This is a genomic window from Mesorhizobium robiniae (genome assembly GCF_040545535.1).
Lineage (GTDB): Bacteria > Pseudomonadota > Alphaproteobacteria > Rhizobiales > Rhizobiaceae > Mesorhizobium > Mesorhizobium robiniae.
Genome location: NZ_JBEPMC010000008.1, coordinates 133,536 through 150,479 on the forward strand (window position 1 = coordinate 133,536; position 16,944 = coordinate 150,479).

Below are 16,944 nucleotides of genomic sequence, written 5' to 3' on the forward strand. Positions count from 1 at the left end.
CTCCATATTGTCACACATATGAAATAAAGCGCCAATATGGTCGCCCGCAACTGGGAAGCGGGACATGGCGTCACACGGACTTGATATTCAATCGGTCAGCAAACGTTTTGGCGACGTGGAGGTCCTCAGCGACATCTCGCTGAGCGTCCGCGCGGGAGAGTTTGTAACCCTGCTTGGGCCTTCCGGCTGCGGCAAATCCACATTGCTTCGTATCGTTGCCGGTCTCGAACATCCGGATACAGGATCGATTGGCATAGACGACCGCTCGATCGATCATGTCGCTCCGAAGGACAGAGGTGTTGCCTTCGTCTTTCAGAACTATGCGCTTTATCCTCATCTGACAGCCTATCAGAACATCGCTGCGCCGCTCGTCATGCGCGAATTGACGGCGATGCAGCGGCTGCCCTTCATCGGGCGCCGGCTGCCGGGCGCAGCGTCGGTGCACGTGTCCATCGATGAACGCGTTCGCAAGACGGCCGACAAGCTGCAGATTGGCTCGCTTCTTCATCGCCGACCAGGTGAACTCTCAGGCGGACAACGCCAGCGCGTGGCTGTCGGCCGGGCGCTGGTGCGGGCGCCGCAACTCTTCCTGATGGACGAGCCGCTCGCAAACCTGGACGCGGGCCTGCGCATCCACATGCGCTCAGAGATCGCACGACTGCATCAGGAAATTGGCGCGACCACGCTGTTCGTTACCCACGATCAGGCGGAGGCGGCGGCACTTTCCGACCGGGTTGCCGTCATCTTCGGTGGTCGCATCCGGCAGTTTGCGGCACCGCAGGAACTTTATCGCGATCCGGTCGATCTGGAGGTGGCCCGGTTTCTCACGCAGCCATTTCTGAATGTGCTGGAGACGCCCGTGCCAATTGCCGGGAGGGTGACGATCGGCGGGCTGCATGTGGCCGTCCGCGATACCGAAGGCGCCGCGAAACCGGGCAAACTGGCATTCCGGCCGGAACACGCAACGCTCGTCGCGGCTGGAAAGCCCGGCGCGCTGCCCGTCATCGTGAAACGTATCGAGCATTCCGGCACGGATGCTCATGTCTTCGTGGACTTGCAGGCCGGAGCGACAGGTCTCGTCGTACGGATTGCGTCAGAGGAAGCATCGTCGTTGCGGCCCGACGCGGCGACGGCTCTCCTCATCGACAGCGAGCGTGCCTGGTTCTTCCCCAATGGCGGCGCTCGCCATCTTGTCGGGCGCGCCAGGGCGGCGTGAGATGGCAATACTGACAGAGAATGCTGGCCCCTCGTATTTCCGACCCCGGTCGTCCGCAGCCGCTCGCGAGCGAAGCCTGGCAGGAACGGTACTCGCCCTGCCGGCTGCGCTGCTGCTCGCAGCGCTTCTTCTAGGCCCGTCAGGCCTGGTTCTGGTGCTGTCCTTTAGCGATGCCTCATTGGGATTGAGTTCGGTCCATTTCGTCGGTTTGAGCAACTATCTCCGGATGTTGGACGATCCCGGCTTTGCGATCAGCATCAGGAACACGGCGCTCTACGTCGTGATTGTCGTGCCGCTCTCCATCCTGCTCGGGCTTGGCGCGGCACTTCAGATCGAACGGCGAACGGCGCTGAAAGGCTTCTATCGGACCGCCTATTTTCTTCCCGTCGCCGCCACGCTGGTCGCTCTGGCGACGGCTTGGGAGGTGATCCTGCATCCGACATTCGGCTTTGCCAACGCCGTCCTTTCGCGCGTCGGGGTCGAACCGGCCCGTTTCCTCTCCAGTCCGGACAGCGCGCTTTATGCCCTCGCGGTCATCGGTGTATGGCAGTTGATCGGCTTCAACATGATCCTGTTTCTGGCAGGGCTCTCGACCATACCTCGCGAGCTCTACGAAGCGGCGGCGATCGATGGCGCCGACCGCGGACTCAACCGCTTCCTCCTGGTGACCTGGCCGATGCTGGCGCCCGTCACCCTGTTCGTCACCGTGATGACCGTCATCCGGGCCTTTTCTGTCTTCGAGACCGTTGCTGTCCTCACACAGGGCGGGCCGATGAAGTCGACGACCGTTGTTCTCTACACACTCTACGAGGAGGGGTTCCGGTATTTCCGGGTCGGCTACGCCTCTGCGATCGCCGTCTCGTTTTTCGCTTTTGTCCTGCTGCTCTCGCTTGTCCAGACACGCGCCAGCGACCGCAACCGCTGGAGCACGCGATGAGCCGGCAATTCCCCGCCTATCTCGCCAGCTTGTCGGCGCATGGCGTGCTGATGGCCGGTGCGATCATCATGGTCTTCCCGTTCTTTTGGATGCTGCTCGCCTCGTTCACGGCGCAGAGCGAGATCTTTAACGGCGGCCTGCTGCCCTCGCCGAGTTTCGTTGGGGCGATCGAGAACTACACCACTGCGCTGACGGCCATCCCATTGTTTCGTTTCATGCTGAATGGCGTCATCGTATGCGGGGCGATCCTGGTCCTGCAGATCCTGATAGCGGTGCCCTGTGGTTACGCGCTGGCGAAGCTGCCGTTCCCCGGCCGGCCACTGTTGTTCTCGGCAGTCCTTCTCGGGCTGCTCATACCGATACAGATACCGACGATCCCGCTCTACATCGCCATCGCCAACCTGGGACTGCTCGACAGCTATGCCGCCCTCATCCTGCCATGGGCGATTTCCGTCTTTGCCATCTTCCTCTTCCGCCAGTTCTTCGCGTCCTTTCCCGATGACGTGCTCGATGCTGCCCGGCTTGACGGCTTCAGCGAGTTCTCGATCGTCTGGCGCATCGTGCTGCCTTCGGCCTGGCCGGCCATCGCTGCCTTCTCGATCTTTTCCATCGTGTCCCACTGGAACGATCTCTACTGGCCGCTCGTCGTCATCACCGATCCCGATCTGATGACGCCGCCGCTTGGCATCGCCTATTTCCGCCAAGCCGGAGAGGGGGCGGGCCATGTCGGCGCGCTGATGGCGGGCGGAGTGCTGGTCACCGCGCCTCTCATTGTCCTTTTTCTCTTCACCCAACGCCATTTCGTCCGGGGCCTGACCTTAGCCCGGCACTAGCACCGCCTGCTTCGGCAGGCACAACCTCAGGAGACAGTCGTGAGACCAATCGCCGTCACATTTGCAACCCTAGCACTTGCCGGATGCCTGGCCGGAACGGCACGGGCCGAAACCAATCTCGAAGTGTTCTACGCCTGGCCCGACCATAAGGTGTTTCACGAACCGATCGCCGAAGCGTTCACCAAAGCCAATCCGGATGTCAGCATAAGCTTCCGGGCCGCGGCGCCAAGCTATGACGAAGCCGTGCAGACGCTGATCCGCCAGGGCATGGCGAGCCAGCTTCCCGATGTCCACTATGTCGGCTTTAACGTGATGCGGACCCTGGTCAATCGCGGGCTTCTCGATCCGATCTATGATCTGGTCGGTGAGGAGGATATGATTGCCGAAGGCTACACGAAACAGGTGCTGGCGCTGGGGCAGGTCGACGGCAAGCAATATGGCCTGCCTTTCGCGATGTCGACGCCGGTCGTTTACTGCAACGCCGATCTGGTCGCTCAGGCCGGTGGCGATGCCGACCACATCCCCACGAACTGGAACGATTTTATCGCGCTTTCCGGCAAGATCGCTGCGCTCGGCGACGGCACTGCGGGCATGTACTACGAACTCGGAGTCGACGATTGGACGACACAGAATCTCGTACGGAATTTCGGCGGACAGATGATGAACGATGCCGAAACCGAGATCGCTTTCGACGGCCCGGCGGGGCAAGCAGCGGTCAAGCTCTTCGAGCGGTTCCACACTGAAGGCGGCCAATTGCCGATCGACCAGCGTGCGGCGCGGCAGATGTTCACCGCCGGCAAACTGGGCTTCTATTTCGCCTCGGCGGGCGGCGTCCGCGGCATGGAGAAGGATATCGGCGATCGCTTCAGGCTGCGAACGGCGCAGCAGCCCCTGGGCGTCGAGAATGCGACGATGCCGACAGGCGGCATGGTTGCGGTAATTCTGACGAAGGACCCGGAAAAACGTGTTGCGGCATGGAAGTTCATCAAGTTCGCGACAGGGCCGGAAGGGCAAAGCATTGTGGTGCCCAACACCGGCTACATGCCGACGAACACGCTGGCATTGGACAAGGATCATCTCGGCACCTTTTACGAGAAGAACCCGAACTGGTTCACGAGCGTCAAGCAGACGCCACGGGCGCGCCCGTGGTTCTCGTGGCCCGGCGACAATGGTGTTGAGATCGGCGTCGTGATCCGGGACGAAATGACTGCGATTGCCAACGGCACCAAGAAGCCCGACGCAGCGCTCGCCGATATGACTTCGCAGGTGCGCGCGCTGCTGCCCAAAACCAACTGATTTTGCTCGCGGCGCCGAACGTCACTTTTCGGCGCCGTCCCATTTCGGAAAGCCTACAATGAAACTCATTCATCTTACGGACCTTCACATCGTCGCGCCGGGAGAAGCACTATTCACGCTCGATCCGGCCGAGCGCCTCCGCCGTGTGATCGAGCGCATCAATCTCGATCACAGCGATGCCGAGCTTTGCGTCATCACCGGCGATCTCACAGACAAGGGCCTGCCGGCGGCCTATGGCCTGCTGCGTGAGTTGCTCCAGGAACTGCGGGTTCCCTATCGGCTGCTGGTCGGAAATCACGACGATCGCCAAAACTTCGTCCAGGCTTTTCCTGAACAGGACCGCGACGAGCGCGGCTTCATCCAGTCGGTCTACGATTGTGCCGAAGGCCGGCTGATCTTCCTCGACACCCTTGTTCAGAGCCATGGTTATGGTGCGCTGACTGACGGTCGCCTGGAATGGCTGTCCGCGCGCCTGGCAGAAACACCCCAGCCCGCGGCCTTCCTCTTCGCGCATCATCCCTTGCAGTCGATAGGCATGCCGCATTTTGAACCTTATGATCTCCTCGATCGTGTCGCCGTCGCAAACGTGCTCGCCGCGTCGTCCCAAATCCGCCACATCTTCTGCGGCCACGTACATGTCGACGTTTCCGGCAGCTGGCTTGACGTTCCGTTCAGCGCAAGCCGTGGCGTGGCGCATCAGATCGTGCCGGATCTTGTCAGTCGCGATGCCGTATTCATAAAGGACGCACCTGCCTTCGATGTTGCGCTGATCCAGAATGGCAACGTGCTGCTGCACCGCTTCAGACTCGGTGAACGGGAGATCATTGGAGGATGGCCGAAGAACCCTGTTCTGGAGCCGGTGCAATGAGCCGTGGCAAGCCATTTGAGCTCGTCATCTTCGATTGCGATGGGGTGCTGATCGACAGCGAGATTCTGGCCTGCAGGATCGATGCCGAGGAACTGAACGCGATCGGTTATCCCATCACTCTGGAAGAAGTGGTCCTGCGCTTCACCGGCCTGCCTTCGGGCTCAATGCGAGCGGTGGTCGAACGGGATCTCGGGCGCCCCTTGCCGGACAATTTCGAAGCGATTATCCGCAAGAAGACCAGCGATGCTTATCGCACAGATCTCACGGCGATCGCGGGAATGGCCGAATTCATCGACGCGCTCGACATTCCGGCATGCGTCGCGTCGAGCAGCGCGCCCGACAAGCTTCGATACGGTCTCGAACTTACCGGCCTATATCAACGTTTCGCGCCCAACGTGTTCAGCACCACCATGGTCGCGAATGGGAAACCCGCGCCTGACCTCTTCCTCCACGCCGCTCGAACAATGGGAGTTGAGCCTGACCGCTGCGTGGTCGTTGAAGATAGCACTGCCGGGGTTCGAGCAGGCGTTGCGGCCGGCATGCATGTGGTGGGGTTTACAGCCGGCAGCCACTGCGGGCAGGGTCATGGCGAACGACTTCTAGAGGCAGGTGCCCTCTCAATTGCCAGCCATCCAGAAGTCCTGGCCACCCTGTTTCGTTCGACATCGACCGTTGCAATGTGACAGTCGCGCCAGCACGGTAGGCTGGCCGACCTTAGCTCCACAGGGCCGAGAGGGTCAGGATGGCATGGGTGCGGTCTGCAGGACACTGTCCGATCATTCCGGCATTGCCAACTCGTCCCGTCGCCCCATCAGATACTTTCTTTCTGCGTCTGTGCCCGATAATCGGATGGCCGCATCGAAGGCTTCGCGCGCCAGTGTAACCTCGCCGAGCCGTGCGAGAATGTCGGCGCGTACCGCATGATATGGCTGGTACGAGGCGAGTGCCGCCCCAACCAGCCCGAGACGGGTCAGCGCCGCCTCCGGTCCCTTGGCGTAGGAAAGCGCCACGATGCGGTTGAGTTCGAATACCGGGTTGGGCTGTACGGCAATCAGCGCGTCGTAGATGAGCGCGATTTCCTGCCAATCGGTCGCCGCAAAACTTTCCGCCTCCGCATGCACTGCCGCGATCGCAGCCTGCAACTGGTAGGAGCCAGGCCGGCCACGCCGCAAGGCCCTCACCAGAAGGGCCGCACCCTCCTCTATGCCCTTCCTGTCCCAGCCGCTGCGATTTTGTCGCTCGAGGGTGATGATTTCTCCCGGCGCGCCCATCCGGGTAACGAAGCGGGAACGATGAAGCAGCATAAGCGCCAGCAAGCCTTCGACTTCCGCCTCGTGCGGAATAAGCGCCAGCAGAATCCGGCAGAGCCGGATTGCCTCCTCGCAAAGATCGACGCGCAGATGCTGCTCGGACGAGGCGGCGTAACCCTCGTTGAAGATCAGGTAGATCACCGCAAGCACCGCATCGAGCCGGTCGCGCCAGCCTTCCGGTCCGGGCACCTCGTAAGGGATGCCGGCCCTGACGATCTTGTGGCGGGCGCGCACCAGCCGCTGCGCCATTGAATCGTGACTGACCAGATAGGCCCTGGCAATCTCTTCGGTTTTCAATCCGCCGATCGAGCGCAGCGTCAGCGCCACGCTGGTCTGGCGCTCGAGCGCCGGATGGCAGCAAGTGAAGATGAGCTTCAGTCGCTCGTCTGCGATCGCGTTGTCTTCCGCGGGCTCGATCGCCTCGTTGTCCAGCGCGATGAGGGCAGCGAGTTCCGCCGACTTCGTGCGGAAACTGGCGGCGCGACGGATGCGATCGATCGCCTTGCGCTGCGCCGTGCGCATCAGCCAGGCCGAAGGCGAAGCGGGCACGCCGGACCGCTGCCAGTGCAGCAGCGCCGACTCCAGCGCGTCCTGAAAACTGTCTTCGGCGAGCTGGAAATCCCTGAGAATGGCAACCAGCAGGGACAGCAACCGGCCGCCGTCGTGGCGGACGATCTTCTCGATCGCTTCCGCCACGACGTCCGCTGTTGCCGCTGCTGGCATCAGGACTGTTGCAGGTTCTGGATCGGCCGCACCTCGACCGAGCCATAGGTCGCCGTTGGGATCATCGCCGCGTAGCGCAGCGCCTCGTCGAGGCTGCGGCACTCGAAGACGTAGTAACCGCCCAATTGTTCCTTGGATTCCGCGAAAGGCCCGTCCAACGTCTCGGTGCGGCCGCCGCGGATGCGCAAGGTGGTTGCAGTTGAGCTTTCCTCCAGCGCCTCGCCGGCTACCAGTACACCGTCCTTGGCGAAGCGTTCGTTGGCGGCCTGATAGGCGGCCATGAACGGTCCGAATTCCGGCGTGCCGTAGGCCGGAGACGATCCCGGCGTGCTGTAGATCAGCGCGATGTATTTCATGTGATGCCTCCAGTTTGACCATTCGCCCGTGCGATGGTGCTCCATGACGAATGGCCGCGGCCATGATCGACAGGGCGGGAAGAGAATATTTATAACTGCAACCACAACAAGTAGGCGACAGCGCCAAGCATGGCCAATTGGGTGCCGATGCCGCCCGCAAGTCGCAGTGGCGCCTTCGGGTTGTCGACAGACAAGCCAACGGCGTGTGCTACCCGGGCGGCAAGGAACATAATTCCCATGGCGTGGAGCCACACCGGCGCTAGGCCGTTTGCCTCGCACAGGCCCATCAGGATCAGCATCAGCGGGGCATTTTCGACCAGGTTGCCGTGGCGCCTGATCGCCAGCGCCAAGTCAAGCTTGTCGCCATGCAGGATCGAAATTCCGGCCCGCCCGCGTTTGGCGCTGACGATGTTGGCGAGAGCGAAGACGCCGAGGGCGACAAGCGACGCATAAAGCGCGGTGATGTGAAAAGTCATTGCAGTTTCTCCGTTGGCGCTGCCAATTGCAGCGCGCTATGACGAACGGAGCCAAGCGCGATCGACATCTGTTTTCGAAAAATCGCCCGGAACGCAGCTCGTCCGCAAATCGTGATGCCAGGAAACGCAATCCTGCCGCCTGCTCGCTGTTCAGGAGGGCTCGTGCCCGAAGAAGGTGCCAACAGTACGACGTCAACGCCCCGGCCCACTCAGCGTGCTTTTGAAAAAGATCGACGTGGACATGAAAGGCACGCCGATCGCCTATTCAGAAACGGTCTGGCCCAGTGAGCGCGTGCAATTCTCGATAGACAACACCAGCCAGCTTTTGAATGTGCTTGCGCAGGCGTCGAACTCTCAAGAGTGAGGCTTTCTTCATCCTGCTCGGCTCGGCAGGGAGCGGGACGACCAATTTGCCCCTTCCTGTGGTTGGAATCCGACCGGATCACGCTTTCTGAGCGGCGTTCACCCGAGGATCTTGCAACAAGCCAAGGTCCCCAAAGGGAGCGGTTTTGGCGATCAAGCTGCAAGCGCGGCCGGTAGGGCGTACCGGCGCAGGATAATCTCTGGGACCATCGATTGGAGAACAGGATTGTCATAAAGGCCCGCCATGACCACCACAACCAACTCCATGCTTGGTACGATGTACATACGCTGGCCACCGTATCCCACTGCGGAGATCCATTTGATTTCCTGGCGATTGACGAGTGAACGCCCGAGCCACCATTGGAAGCCATAGAAGAACAGGCCCACTCCGTTGATGTGCGAACTGGTCGATTCTTCGATCCAGTCCTTTGAGACAATTTGCGTCCCTTTCCATACGCCGCCATCGAGCACCAACTGACCGACCTTGGCAACGTCGCGCGGGCGCATGCGAAGACCGGATACCGCATTCGGTGTGCCGTCTGCGTAACGCACCCATTCGACATCCTGAATACCCAAGGACGTGAACAGCGTTTTCCTTGCAAGAACATCAATCGGATACCCAAAGGCCTTCTGCAAGACCGCTGCGAGAAGAGCAGTCAGGCCACCATTGTAGGTATAAGCGGCTCCGGCCGGCCGGATCGTAGGCTGTTCAAGAACATAGCGGTACGGATCGGGCGCATCGATCATCCGCCGTTCGCTATTAGCTGGATTGCTGTAGGGGATGTCCTCATTCCAAGCCAAACCCGCCGACATTGTGAGGAGGTGCCGCAGATTGATTTGCGCCTTCTCTGCCGTGTTAAGGTCAGCGTATTCGGGAAAGAAGTCGAAGACCGGTTGGTCCAGGTCCTCTATCAATCCTTGATCGAGGGCAATACCGAAGAGCAGCGACGTGATGCTCTTGGTGATTGATCTCAGGTCGTGTTTGAGGCTGGCATGGTAGGCGACGCGGCCAAGAGGCGTCGCCCAGGCCTTGTCGTCCCCTGTGAAGTAGCGTTCGTAAACGAGCTTGCCGCGGCGAACCATGAGTGCGGCGTGAAGATTTGCCTCATCCCAGGCTTCAAACTGGCGAGCAAGCCCGCCGAGCAGGTCGGCATCCATACCTGCGGCATCAGGGGGAGAGACCACCCAGCCGTCATGCTGATCAGTCGAGTGAGTTCGTTCTTCCACCACAACCCTCCGGGCTGATGTTCCACCGGCAAGTTGCGACGAATTTTCCACGGTCTGCAAGGGCTTCACGACGAGAACGCTCGTCAAAACGCGACGCGATCGGCTCCCTTGAGTTGAAGGATCTCGCGCGCCTCGGTGGGTGTGGCGACCGACAGGCCCAGCCCCTCGACGATGCCTCGCACCTTGACCACCTGCTCCGCATTGGTCTTGGCGAATTGGCCCGGCCCGAGCCACAGCGAGTCTTCCAGCCCGACACGGACGTTTCCTCCCATCGCAGCCGCCTGCGCGGCAATGCGCATCTGGTTCGCGCCCGCCCCCAACACCGACCACGAATAGGCATCGCCGAACAGCCGGTCGGCGGTCCGCTTCATGTGCATCACGTCCTCCGGGTGAGGACCTATTCCGCCGAGGATGCCGAACACGCTCTGCACGAAGAAAGGCGGTTTGACGATGCCCCGGTCGACGAAATGCGCGAGCGTGTAGAGGTGGCCGATGTCGTAGCATTCGACCTCGAAGCGGGTGCCGTTTTCGGCACAGGTGGTCAGGATGTGCTCGATATCCGCAAAAGTGTTCTTGAAGATGCGGTCGCGCGAGCCTTCGAGATATGGCCGCTCCCAGTCGTGCTTGAATTCCGTGAAGCGATTCAACATGGGGTAGAGACCGAAGTTCATCGAGCCCATGTTGAGCGAAGCTACCTCCGGCTTGAAGGTGACGACAGGCTTCATGCGTTCCTGGATGGTCATGGTGGCCGCACCGCCGGTTGTGATGTTGACGACACAGTCCGAGCGCTGCTTGATCACTTTCAGGAACGGCTCGAAGGCCTCCGGTGACTGGTCCGGCAGCCCGTTCTCGGGGTTACGCGCATGCAGGTGGACAATCGCCGCACCGGCCTCCGCCGCACCGATCGCGGCGTTGGCTATCTCCTGCGCGGTCACCGGGATATGCGGCGACATCGACGGGGTGTGGATCGAGCCGGTCACGGCACAAGTGATGATCACTTTGCGAGTAGTCACTATGCTTTCTCCTGTCAGTGCATTGCAGCGACTGCGTCAGGCGCCCTTGGCGCCCACCACAGAAATCTCCGAATAGGCCTTGAGCCCGGCCTGACGCATAAACCCTTGGTCCGACCCTACGATAAAGGTCGTTGCGCCCATGGCGTGGAAGCGCTTCGCGTCTTCGGCATTAGCCACCATCATCGCGACCGGCTTGCCGACTTTCCTGGCTGCCGCGATGATCTTCTCGCAGGTCGCCATGATCTGGGGCGCGTCCATAGCCTCCGCGCCGAGTGCCACCGTGAGGTCGCCACGTCCGATAAAAACACCGTCGAGACCTTCCGTCGCGACAATCGCATCGATCTCATCGAGCGCCTCGGGGTCTTCGATCATGGCAATGAAGGTGACAGCGGCGTCCTGAGCCTCGACATGCGGCCAGACGCCGGTCGCGCCGAAATCGCCCGCGCGCGTGGTATTGGAGAAGCCGCGCCGGCCGCCGCGGAAGCGGCACGCCTGTGCGATGTCCTTTGCCTTCGCGGCAGAACTGACATGCGGGACCAGCACGCCCGTGGCTCCGTCATCGAGTACGGCGAGTATTTTGGCAGCGCTGGGCTCCGCAACGCGCACAATTCCGGCGGTCCCGGATGCGCGCGCAGCAAGCAGCGCTCCGTCGATCTTCACACGGTCCCACGGTGCATGTTCCTCGTCGATGACGACGAACTCGAAGCCGATATTGCCGAGGATTTCCACGGGGTGTGTTGCCGGGGTCTTGATGAAGGTTCCGACGAGTGTCTCCCCCGCGATGAAGCGTTTGCGGAAGCCGGTAGCTGTGGCAGTCATTGTCGTAGATCCTTTCTGATGCTTATTAAGGCCATGGGTTGACACCCGCGGCTGATCCGCGGCGATCGCTGTATCCCGAACGTCTTTTGCTAATTCTCCTCGGCGAGGATCTGCCGGTTTCTGCTGATGGACGGCAACAGCGCCGAAACGACAATCACCGCGGCGATGGCAAGCAAAGTGAGCGTCAGCGGCTCGCTCAGGAAGGTCCACACATGTCCACGACTGAGGATCAGACCGCGCTGGAGACTGTCTTCAAGAATTCCGCCGAGGACGAGGCCGAGCAATAGCGGTGCGGGCTCAAGTCTGAGTTTGTAGAGAACGTAACCGACAACCCCGAATATCGCGACCTGAACCACGTCGGAAGGTCGCATGTTCACCGAATAAATTCCCAGGCAGCAAATCAATACGATCATCGGAAAAAGAAGGTGGTAGGGGACCTTCAGGAATTTCACCCATATTCCGATCAACGGCAGGTTGATGATGACGAGCATCAGATTGCCGATCCACATGGAGGTGACCACGCCCCAGAAAAGATCGGGATGAAGATCGATCACTTGTGGACCGGGAACGACGCCGTGGAGGGTCATCGCGCCGCCAATCAGCGCCATGGTCGCCGTCGATGGAAGACCCAGCGTCAACAGAGGCACGAAGGTCGTCTGGGCGGCGGCGTTATTAGCAGATTCAGGTCCTGCGACGCCCTGTATGGCGCCCTTTCCAAATTTCTCCGGATTGCGGGCTATCCGTTTTTCCATGACGTACGAGGCGAAGGAAGAAAGGGTCGCGCCGTTTCCCGGGATGATCCCGACGATGCTGCCCAGGAGAGATCCTCGCACAATGGCGCCCGCGGATTCCCGCAGGTCCTTCCTGTCGGGCAGAAGTCCACCAATTATCCCCCCGACGAAGGGCTTTGCCTCGGGCGTTTCAAGATTGCGCAGGATCTCCGCGATGCCGAACAGACCCATTGCGACGATGGCGACGTCAAAGCCGTCGTAGAGCACATCGGTGCCGAAGGTCAGGCGCGGTTCGCCGGTCACCGGATCCGCGCCCATCAGCGCCATAACGACGCCGATGATCAGCATGCAGAAGCCCTTCAGCACGGATCCGCCGTTCAGCACGATGGCAAGGGCCAGCCCCAGAACCATCAGGGCGAAGTAATTTCCGGCCGTGAAGCTAAGTGCCAACTTGGAGAGCGGAATTGCCACGGCGGCGATGACGAGTGTGGCGAAGGTCCCCGCAACGAACGAACCGATCGCAGCGATACCAAGCGCCTTCCCGGCCTTGCCTTGGCGCGCCATGGCATGGCCGTCCAACGCCGTGACCACCGACGAGGATTCCCCCGGCATGTTGACGAGGATCGCCGTGGTCGACCCGCCATATTGTGCGCCGTAATATATGCCGGCGAGCATGATCAACGACCCGACTGGCTCGGAGTTGTAAGTCAGCGGCATCAGGATCGCGATCGTCGCCAACGGCCCAATTCCGGGCAGCACGCCGATCAGGGTGCCCACAAGGGTGCCTACCAGGCAGAGCAGAACGTTCTGAATGGAGAGGACGACGGAGAAGCCGAGCGCCAGATGGTCGAAAAGTTCAGCCACGCCTGTCCCCTCCCAATCCGAAGACCGCAGCGTAAAGGACGGCAGCGAGAACTCCGTAGATACCGTACGCCAGCCGAGTAGCGGTATCGGGACCCAGTGAACTCGGGATGGCGTTCTGGAGGAATTTGGGGAAGACAGGAACGCCAACCCCGAGCAGATCGGCGAATATCAACAGCAGCGCCGCGGTCAGCCCGAATGCCGTCACCAGAAGTTCTCCAGGGCGTACATTGGGGGTCGCGCAACCGGCAATGAATACGGTGAGCGGACCGACGACCGTCAGGCCGAGTTGCGGCGTCGAGACGATACCAAAGTCTCCGCCTCGGATGAAAAGTCCGAATATCAGCATGGCGATGACGACGATTGACGCAGGCCCCAACGCGAGTTGCAGACGCTCGGCCTCATCATCGCGCTGCATCAGCCCCTTTGCCATGACTCCGCATCCGGCGGCGAAAAGCAGAATCGACAGCGCTTTCGGCATGGCTCCGGATTCGAGACGTGTCAGTTGGCCGACATTGAGTTCGATCGCGCCGTACCAGATCAGACCGGCGATGAAGATGACGATCGCACCACCGATCACGTCGACGCGAGCATGACGCGGAACAGCGTCGGATCGCGGCCTATCTGTCGCTTCGGACATTCTCTCGCACCCTCTACCGATTTGGTCGGTCTGGCGTCACACAATGGATCGGCCCGATCGCCCCGGACAGCACAATCCGGCTCTGCAGCTTCAGCGGTCAGCTATTTTGCTGCGCCAGCCTTTTCGATGAGGGTCTTCCAGCCGGCAACCTGCTTCTCCATGAATTCCCGTGTCTGGCTGACGTCATAGTCCCGGAACTCGATCGCCAGCTCGTCGAAGCGAGCCTTCGCCTTCTCCGACTTTAGCGCTTCACGCGTCTTTGCGTTGAGATATTCGACGATCTCCTTCGGCGTATCTTTCGGAGCGAATATGGCGGTCCAGGAGTCGATGAAGTAATTCTTCACGCCGGCCTCGTCGATCGTCTGCACATCCGGGAGCGCGCTCGACTTGTCCGGACCGGTCATGACGATCGGGGTTACGCTGCCCGACCGGATGAAGGGAAGTGCCGAGGAAATGTCCAGGATGGCTGCCGAAGCTCGGCCGGCGATGACATCAGTCATCGCTTCCGTATTGCCCTTGTAGGGGACTGGGATCATTTTCAATCCCGTCTGCAATTCCAGGCCCTTGCGAGCAAATTCGCCCACGGTCGTCCAACCTGCATAGGTGAGCTCGCCTTCATGCGCCTTACCGTACTCGATCAGTTCGGGCAGCGTCTTGATGTTCAGATTGTTGGCGACGACCATCACGTAAGGCGTGTAGCCGGTCAGCGCGACCGGCTGCAGATCTTCGAGCGGCTTGTAGTCCGCTGCCTTGTTGATCACTGGATTTATGGCGATTGTCGAGGCCACTCCCATGACCACCGTGTAGCCGTCGGGCTCAGCGGCTATCCCCTGTTTTGTCCCTGACACGCCTGCCGTAGCAGGAACATTTTCGACAATTATGCGGTGCCCTATCAGCTGCGCCATGGCCTCGCCCCAGATCCGGGTCTGGGTGTCAGAACCGCCGCCGGCTGCGAAAGGTACGACCGCCGTGATCGACTTGGCGGGATACTCCTGCGCCAGCGCGCTATCCAAACTCAGTGCAACCGGCAGCAGAGCGACTGCGGCGGCGATGCGCTTGAGCGCCGACCTGCGGATGTTACGAGCGGACACGAGTGAAATGTTCACGGATATTCCTCCCTGGTACTACACCGAAGTCTTTTGGTCCTCCGCATGGCTCCCAGCATGCGGTCGTAAGCACGAAACCGAACCGGCGGCACGGCGAAAGCGTTTCAAACTAGATCAAACTTCTTCCCGTCCCACAGTCCCCGCACATTATGTTTCGCACAATGAAACAGGGATCGCGATCAGTGGATTGCCATTCTCCCAAATCGAACAGCTCGGTGGCTCGAGATCGGCTGCTCGGATCGAAACTCGTTGGTCCGAAAGCCCTGCCTCAGCAGGCTGCGCTCTCTAAACGCAGAAGTCCGATGTCATCGAGACAAGTCCTTGCGAGGGTGGTCTTTAACGTGAGGTCGCCCCCTTGAGACCTAACGTTGGGCGCCCATCACATCGAGTACGGCGCCGGTGACGAGGGATGCCTTGTCGGAGAGAAGCCACACGATGGCCTCCGCCACCTCTTCGGGGAGGCCCGCACGTCCAAGCGGGTTTTTGGAAGCAAACTCCTTGACCCTGTCGGCCTGCCCAGCCTTCGCATGGATCGGTGTGTCGATCATACCGGGACGGATGGCGTTGATCCGGATGCCATCCTTCGCGACCTCCACGGCCAGCCCCTTCGTCATCGTGTCAACCGCAGCCTTCGACCCGGCATAATGGATGAAGCGGCCAGGTGATCCGGTTAGCGCGCCGATGGAGGAGATGTTGACGATGCTGCCGCCCTTGCCTCCGTGCTTCGTCGACATCCGCTTGATTGCCTCACGACATGCGATGAGAACGCCGACAGTGTTGACGGCAAAGATGTCCATCGTTTCCTGGAATTCATAATTATCCGCCGAACGGTGTTTCGGACCATTGACGCCGGCATTGTTCACCAGCCCGGTCAAGGGTCCGAATGCCCTATCCGTCTCTTCGAACATGCGAAGAATGTCGGCCTCCGAACCCATATCCGCCTGGACAGCAATGGCCTTGCCGCCGACAGCCTCGACATCGGCCACCACAGCCTGCGCTAGTTCCCGCGAGTTTTTGTAATTGACGACGACGTGCGCACCGGCGGTTCCGAGCAAACGCGCAGTCGCAGCCCCTATACCGCTGCTGGCACCAGTTACGATTACAACGTTCTGCATGAGTCCTCTGCACTTCGTTGAATGGATGGCGGGAACCTTTTCGCCTTGCCGGCATGGCATATCAAAACGAGGCGGCCGATCGCGAATTCCGGGGCCGGCTAGGCTGATTTCTGCCAGCTTAACAGCGTTCCGCCGGTCTTGGCCTTCTGCTCGCCCTCGACGACAGGCAGCGGATACTCATCGGCATTGATCACGAAGCCGGGTTTCGAGGCGAAGTCGAGCCGCGGCGGGCAGAAGATGTCGTAGAGTGAACTTTCGGGGCCATCCTCGCCGACGTCCTGGCTCGTGTGGATGGCGCGCGCCGGTATGACCGTGACGGACGGCGAAGGAACTTCGGCGTGATCATCAGGGATCCACTCTCCCGCGTCGGCACCCCAGTTATAGCGCAGGTGATGGATCCAGACGCCGTCGAAACAGAGCGATGCCTGCTCGAAATCATCATGCCAATGCGGGCTGAGCGACGTCGTCCCACGACGCGTCGCGAATTGGCCGAACAAATTGACCATCATATTCGTGGATCGGAAGCAGCGAGGCTGGATGCGCTCGCCGTCCGGCTTGAGATATTGCGCGAGCGGATAGTGGCGCAGCTTGTAACCGTCTTTCGGCTCCGGCCAAAGATCGACGGGAGCAAGTTCGGGGGCCCCATCGGCGTAGACGCCGTCATTGACGGCGAGCGCCATCACGTCTTTGGAGGCTTTCGAGAATATCCGCGCGATCCTGCCGGAACTCCGGGCGACGACCCGGCTCCGTCCCGGCGGTACTATCGTCAGCGATTCCGGTTCGGCTTCAACGGATTCGCTGCCGGTTTCCACGGTGACAGACGCAGAGTTCGGCGGCAGGATGAGCATGTATTCTTCAGGATTGTCTTCCCTCTTCAGGACACCGCCCGGCAGCACCTCGGAGTAACAGACGGCAAAGTTCCCACCACGCGTGATCCAGGTCTTGGAAAGGCCGTCGCCGCCGACATGTTGAGGCTCCTGTTGTGCAAACACGGATTTCGACGCAATGCGTCGTGACAGGTCACTCATGGCAAATCTCCTCCGCGGCGAGGCCG

At 60.7% G+C, this 16,944-nt stretch carries 18 protein-coding genes; 7 read left to right on the forward strand and 11 right to left on the reverse strand.

Annotated features, from left to right (window positions below; genetic code table 11):
- Nucleotides 1–64 precede the first annotated feature (64 nt).
- The 6 genes from ABID19_RS22240 to ABID19_RS22265 are packed head-to-tail and all read left to right on the forward strand — an operon-like array spanning nucleotide 65 to nucleotide 5,833.
- Nucleotides 65–1,216 carry an ABC transporter ATP-binding protein gene (locus ABID19_RS22240; RefSeq protein WP_354493115.1) on the forward strand — a complete coding sequence of 384 codons (1,152 nt, stop codon included), beginning with the start codon at nucleotides 65–67 and terminating at the stop codon, nucleotides 1,214–1,216.
- Between the two features lies 1 nt (nucleotide 1,217).
- On the forward strand, nucleotides 1,218–2,153 hold the full coding sequence (locus ABID19_RS22245; RefSeq protein ID WP_354493116.1) for a carbohydrate ABC transporter permease: 936 nt from the start codon (nucleotides 1,218–1,220) through the stop codon (nucleotides 2,151–2,153).
- Nucleotides 2,150–2,986, forward strand: coding sequence for a carbohydrate ABC transporter permease (locus ABID19_RS22250; RefSeq protein ID WP_354493117.1), 837 nt, complete (start codon nucleotides 2,150–2,152; stop codon nucleotides 2,984–2,986). The genes ABID19_RS22245 and ABID19_RS22250 overlap by 4 nt, the downstream gene beginning before the upstream one ends.
- Nucleotides 2,987–3,025: 39 nt before the next feature.
- Entirely contained in the window at nucleotides 3,026–4,282 is a 1,257-nt protein-coding gene (locus ABID19_RS22255; protein WP_354493118.1) for an ABC transporter substrate-binding protein, read from the forward strand.
- A 58-nt stretch (nucleotides 4,283–4,340) separates the two neighbouring features.
- Complete coding sequence (locus tag ABID19_RS22260) at nucleotides 4,341–5,150, forward strand: phosphodiesterase (RefSeq protein WP_354493119.1); 810 nt, start codon at nucleotides 4,341–4,343, stop codon at nucleotides 5,148–5,150.
- Nucleotides 5,147–5,833 carry an HAD family hydrolase gene (locus ABID19_RS22265; RefSeq protein ID WP_354493120.1) on the forward strand — a complete coding sequence of 229 codons (687 nt, stop codon included), beginning with the start codon at nucleotides 5,147–5,149 and terminating at the stop codon, nucleotides 5,831–5,833. Before ABID19_RS22260 ends, ABID19_RS22265 begins: the two co-directional genes overlap by 4 nt.
- A gap of 93 nt (nucleotides 5,834–5,926) precedes the next feature.
- On the opposite strand, the gene ABID19_RS22270 is transcribed toward ABID19_RS22265, so the two are convergent.
- The 3 genes from ABID19_RS22270 to ABID19_RS22280 form a co-directional block, all read right to left on the reverse strand.
- A complete protein-coding gene (locus ABID19_RS22270; protein ID WP_354493121.1) occupies nucleotides 5,927–7,183 on the reverse strand; it encodes an RNA polymerase sigma factor in 1,257 nt (418 codons plus the stop codon).
- The gene (locus ABID19_RS22275; RefSeq protein ID WP_354493122.1) at nucleotides 7,183–7,539 is read right to left on the reverse strand and encodes a YciI family protein; all 357 of its coding nucleotides are present in this window, start codon (nucleotides 7,537–7,539) and stop codon (nucleotides 7,183–7,185) included. The genes ABID19_RS22270 and ABID19_RS22275 overlap by 1 nt, the downstream gene beginning before the upstream one ends.
- A gap of 89 nt (nucleotides 7,540–7,628) precedes the next feature.
- The gene (locus ABID19_RS22280) at nucleotides 7,629–8,015 is read right to left on the reverse strand and encodes an MAPEG family protein (protein WP_354493123.1); all 387 of its coding nucleotides are present in this window, start codon (nucleotides 8,013–8,015) and stop codon (nucleotides 7,629–7,631) included.
- A gap of 220 nt (nucleotides 8,016–8,235) precedes the next feature.
- On the opposite strand from ABID19_RS22280, the gene ABID19_RS22285 reads away from it, so the two are divergent.
- Nucleotides 8,236–8,379: a hypothetical protein gene (locus tag ABID19_RS22285; protein ID WP_354493124.1), complete on the forward strand. Its 144-nt coding sequence runs from the start codon at nucleotides 8,236–8,238 to the stop codon at nucleotides 8,377–8,379.
- A 152-nt stretch (nucleotides 8,380–8,531) separates the two neighbouring features.
- Here the strand turns inward: ABID19_RS22285 and ABID19_RS22290 are convergent, their stop codons facing one another.
- The 8 genes from ABID19_RS22290 to ABID19_RS22325 all read right to left on the reverse strand — a co-directional run bounded on the left by ABID19_RS22290 (nucleotide 8,532) and on the right by ABID19_RS22325 (nucleotide 16,918).
- Nucleotides 8,532–9,605, reverse strand: coding sequence for a serine hydrolase domain-containing protein (locus ABID19_RS22290; protein ID WP_354493125.1), 1,074 nt, complete (start codon nucleotides 9,603–9,605; stop codon nucleotides 8,532–8,534).
- An 83-nt stretch (nucleotides 9,606–9,688) separates the two neighbouring features.
- Nucleotides 9,689–10,618 (reverse strand): beta-keto acid cleavage family enzyme, encoded by a 930-nt coding sequence (locus ABID19_RS22295; protein ID WP_354493126.1) that lies wholly within the window; start codon nucleotides 10,616–10,618, stop codon nucleotides 9,689–9,691.
- 36 nt (nucleotides 10,619–10,654) lie between these two features.
- Nucleotides 10,655–11,437 carry an HpcH/HpaI aldolase family protein gene (locus ABID19_RS22300; RefSeq protein WP_354493127.1) on the reverse strand — a complete coding sequence of 261 codons (783 nt, stop codon included), beginning with the start codon at nucleotides 11,435–11,437 and terminating at the stop codon, nucleotides 10,655–10,657.
- 89 nt (nucleotides 11,438–11,526) lie between these two features.
- Nucleotides 11,527–13,032 (reverse strand): tripartite tricarboxylate transporter permease, encoded by a 1,506-nt coding sequence (locus ABID19_RS22305; protein ID WP_354493128.1) that lies wholly within the window; start codon nucleotides 13,030–13,032, stop codon nucleotides 11,527–11,529.
- Complete coding sequence (locus ABID19_RS22310; protein WP_354493129.1) at nucleotides 13,025–13,669, reverse strand: tripartite tricarboxylate transporter TctB family protein; 645 nt, start codon at nucleotides 13,667–13,669, stop codon at nucleotides 13,025–13,027. Before ABID19_RS22310 ends, ABID19_RS22305 begins: the two co-directional genes overlap by 8 nt.
- Before the next feature lie 101 nt (nucleotides 13,670–13,770).
- The gene (locus ABID19_RS22315; RefSeq protein WP_354493130.1) at nucleotides 13,771–14,775 is read right to left on the reverse strand and encodes a Bug family tripartite tricarboxylate transporter substrate binding protein; all 1,005 of its coding nucleotides are present in this window, start codon (nucleotides 14,773–14,775) and stop codon (nucleotides 13,771–13,773) included.
- A 362-nt stretch (nucleotides 14,776–15,137) separates the two neighbouring features.
- Entirely contained in the window at nucleotides 15,138–15,890 is a 753-nt protein-coding gene (locus ABID19_RS22320) for an SDR family oxidoreductase (protein ID WP_354493131.1), read from the reverse strand.
- Nucleotides 15,891–15,988: 98 nt separating this feature from the next.
- Complete coding sequence (locus ABID19_RS22325; protein WP_354493132.1) at nucleotides 15,989–16,918, reverse strand: hypothetical protein; 930 nt, start codon at nucleotides 16,916–16,918, stop codon at nucleotides 15,989–15,991.
- Between the last annotated feature and the right edge of the window lie 26 nt (nucleotides 16,919–16,944).

Coding starts and splice junctions, on each gene's coding strand:
- ABID19_RS22245 (WP_354493116.1), top strand. CDS start 1,218: ATGGCAATACTGACAGAGAATGCTGGCCCCTCGTATTTCCGACCCCGG.
- ABID19_RS22300 (WP_354493127.1), bottom strand. CDS start 11,437: ATGACTGCCACAGCTACCGGCTTCCGCAAACGCTTCATCGCGGGGGAG.
- ABID19_RS22265 (WP_354493120.1), top strand. CDS start 5,147: ATGAGCCGTGGCAAGCCATTTGAGCTCGTCATCTTCGATTGCGATGGG.
- ABID19_RS22270 (WP_354493121.1), bottom strand. CDS start 7,183: ATGCCAGCAGCGGCAACAGCGGACGTCGTGGCGGAAGCGATCGAGAAG.
- ABID19_RS22260 (WP_354493119.1), top strand. CDS start 4,341: ATGAAACTCATTCATCTTACGGACCTTCACATCGTCGCGCCGGGAGAA.
- ABID19_RS22320 (WP_354493131.1), bottom strand. CDS start 15,890: ATGCAGAACGTTGTAATCGTAACTGGTGCCAGCAGCGGTATAGGGGCT.
- ABID19_RS22250 (WP_354493117.1), top strand. CDS start 2,150: ATGAGCCGGCAATTCCCCGCCTATCTCGCCAGCTTGTCGGCGCATGGC.
- ABID19_RS22240 (WP_354493115.1), top strand. CDS start 65: ATGGCGTCACACGGACTTGATATTCAATCGGTCAGCAAACGTTTTGGC.
- ABID19_RS22310 (WP_354493129.1), bottom strand. CDS start 13,669: ATGTCCGAAGCGACAGATAGGCCGCGATCCGACGCTGTTCCGCGTCAT.
- ABID19_RS22325 (WP_354493132.1), bottom strand. CDS start 16,918: ATGAGTGACCTGTCACGACGCATTGCGTCGAAATCCGTGTTTGCACAA.
- ABID19_RS22280 (WP_354493123.1), bottom strand. CDS start 8,015: ATGACTTTTCACATCACCGCGCTTTATGCGTCGCTTGTCGCCCTCGGC.
- ABID19_RS22275 (WP_354493122.1), bottom strand. CDS start 7,539: ATGAAATACATCGCGCTGATCTACAGCACGCCGGGATCGTCTCCGGCC.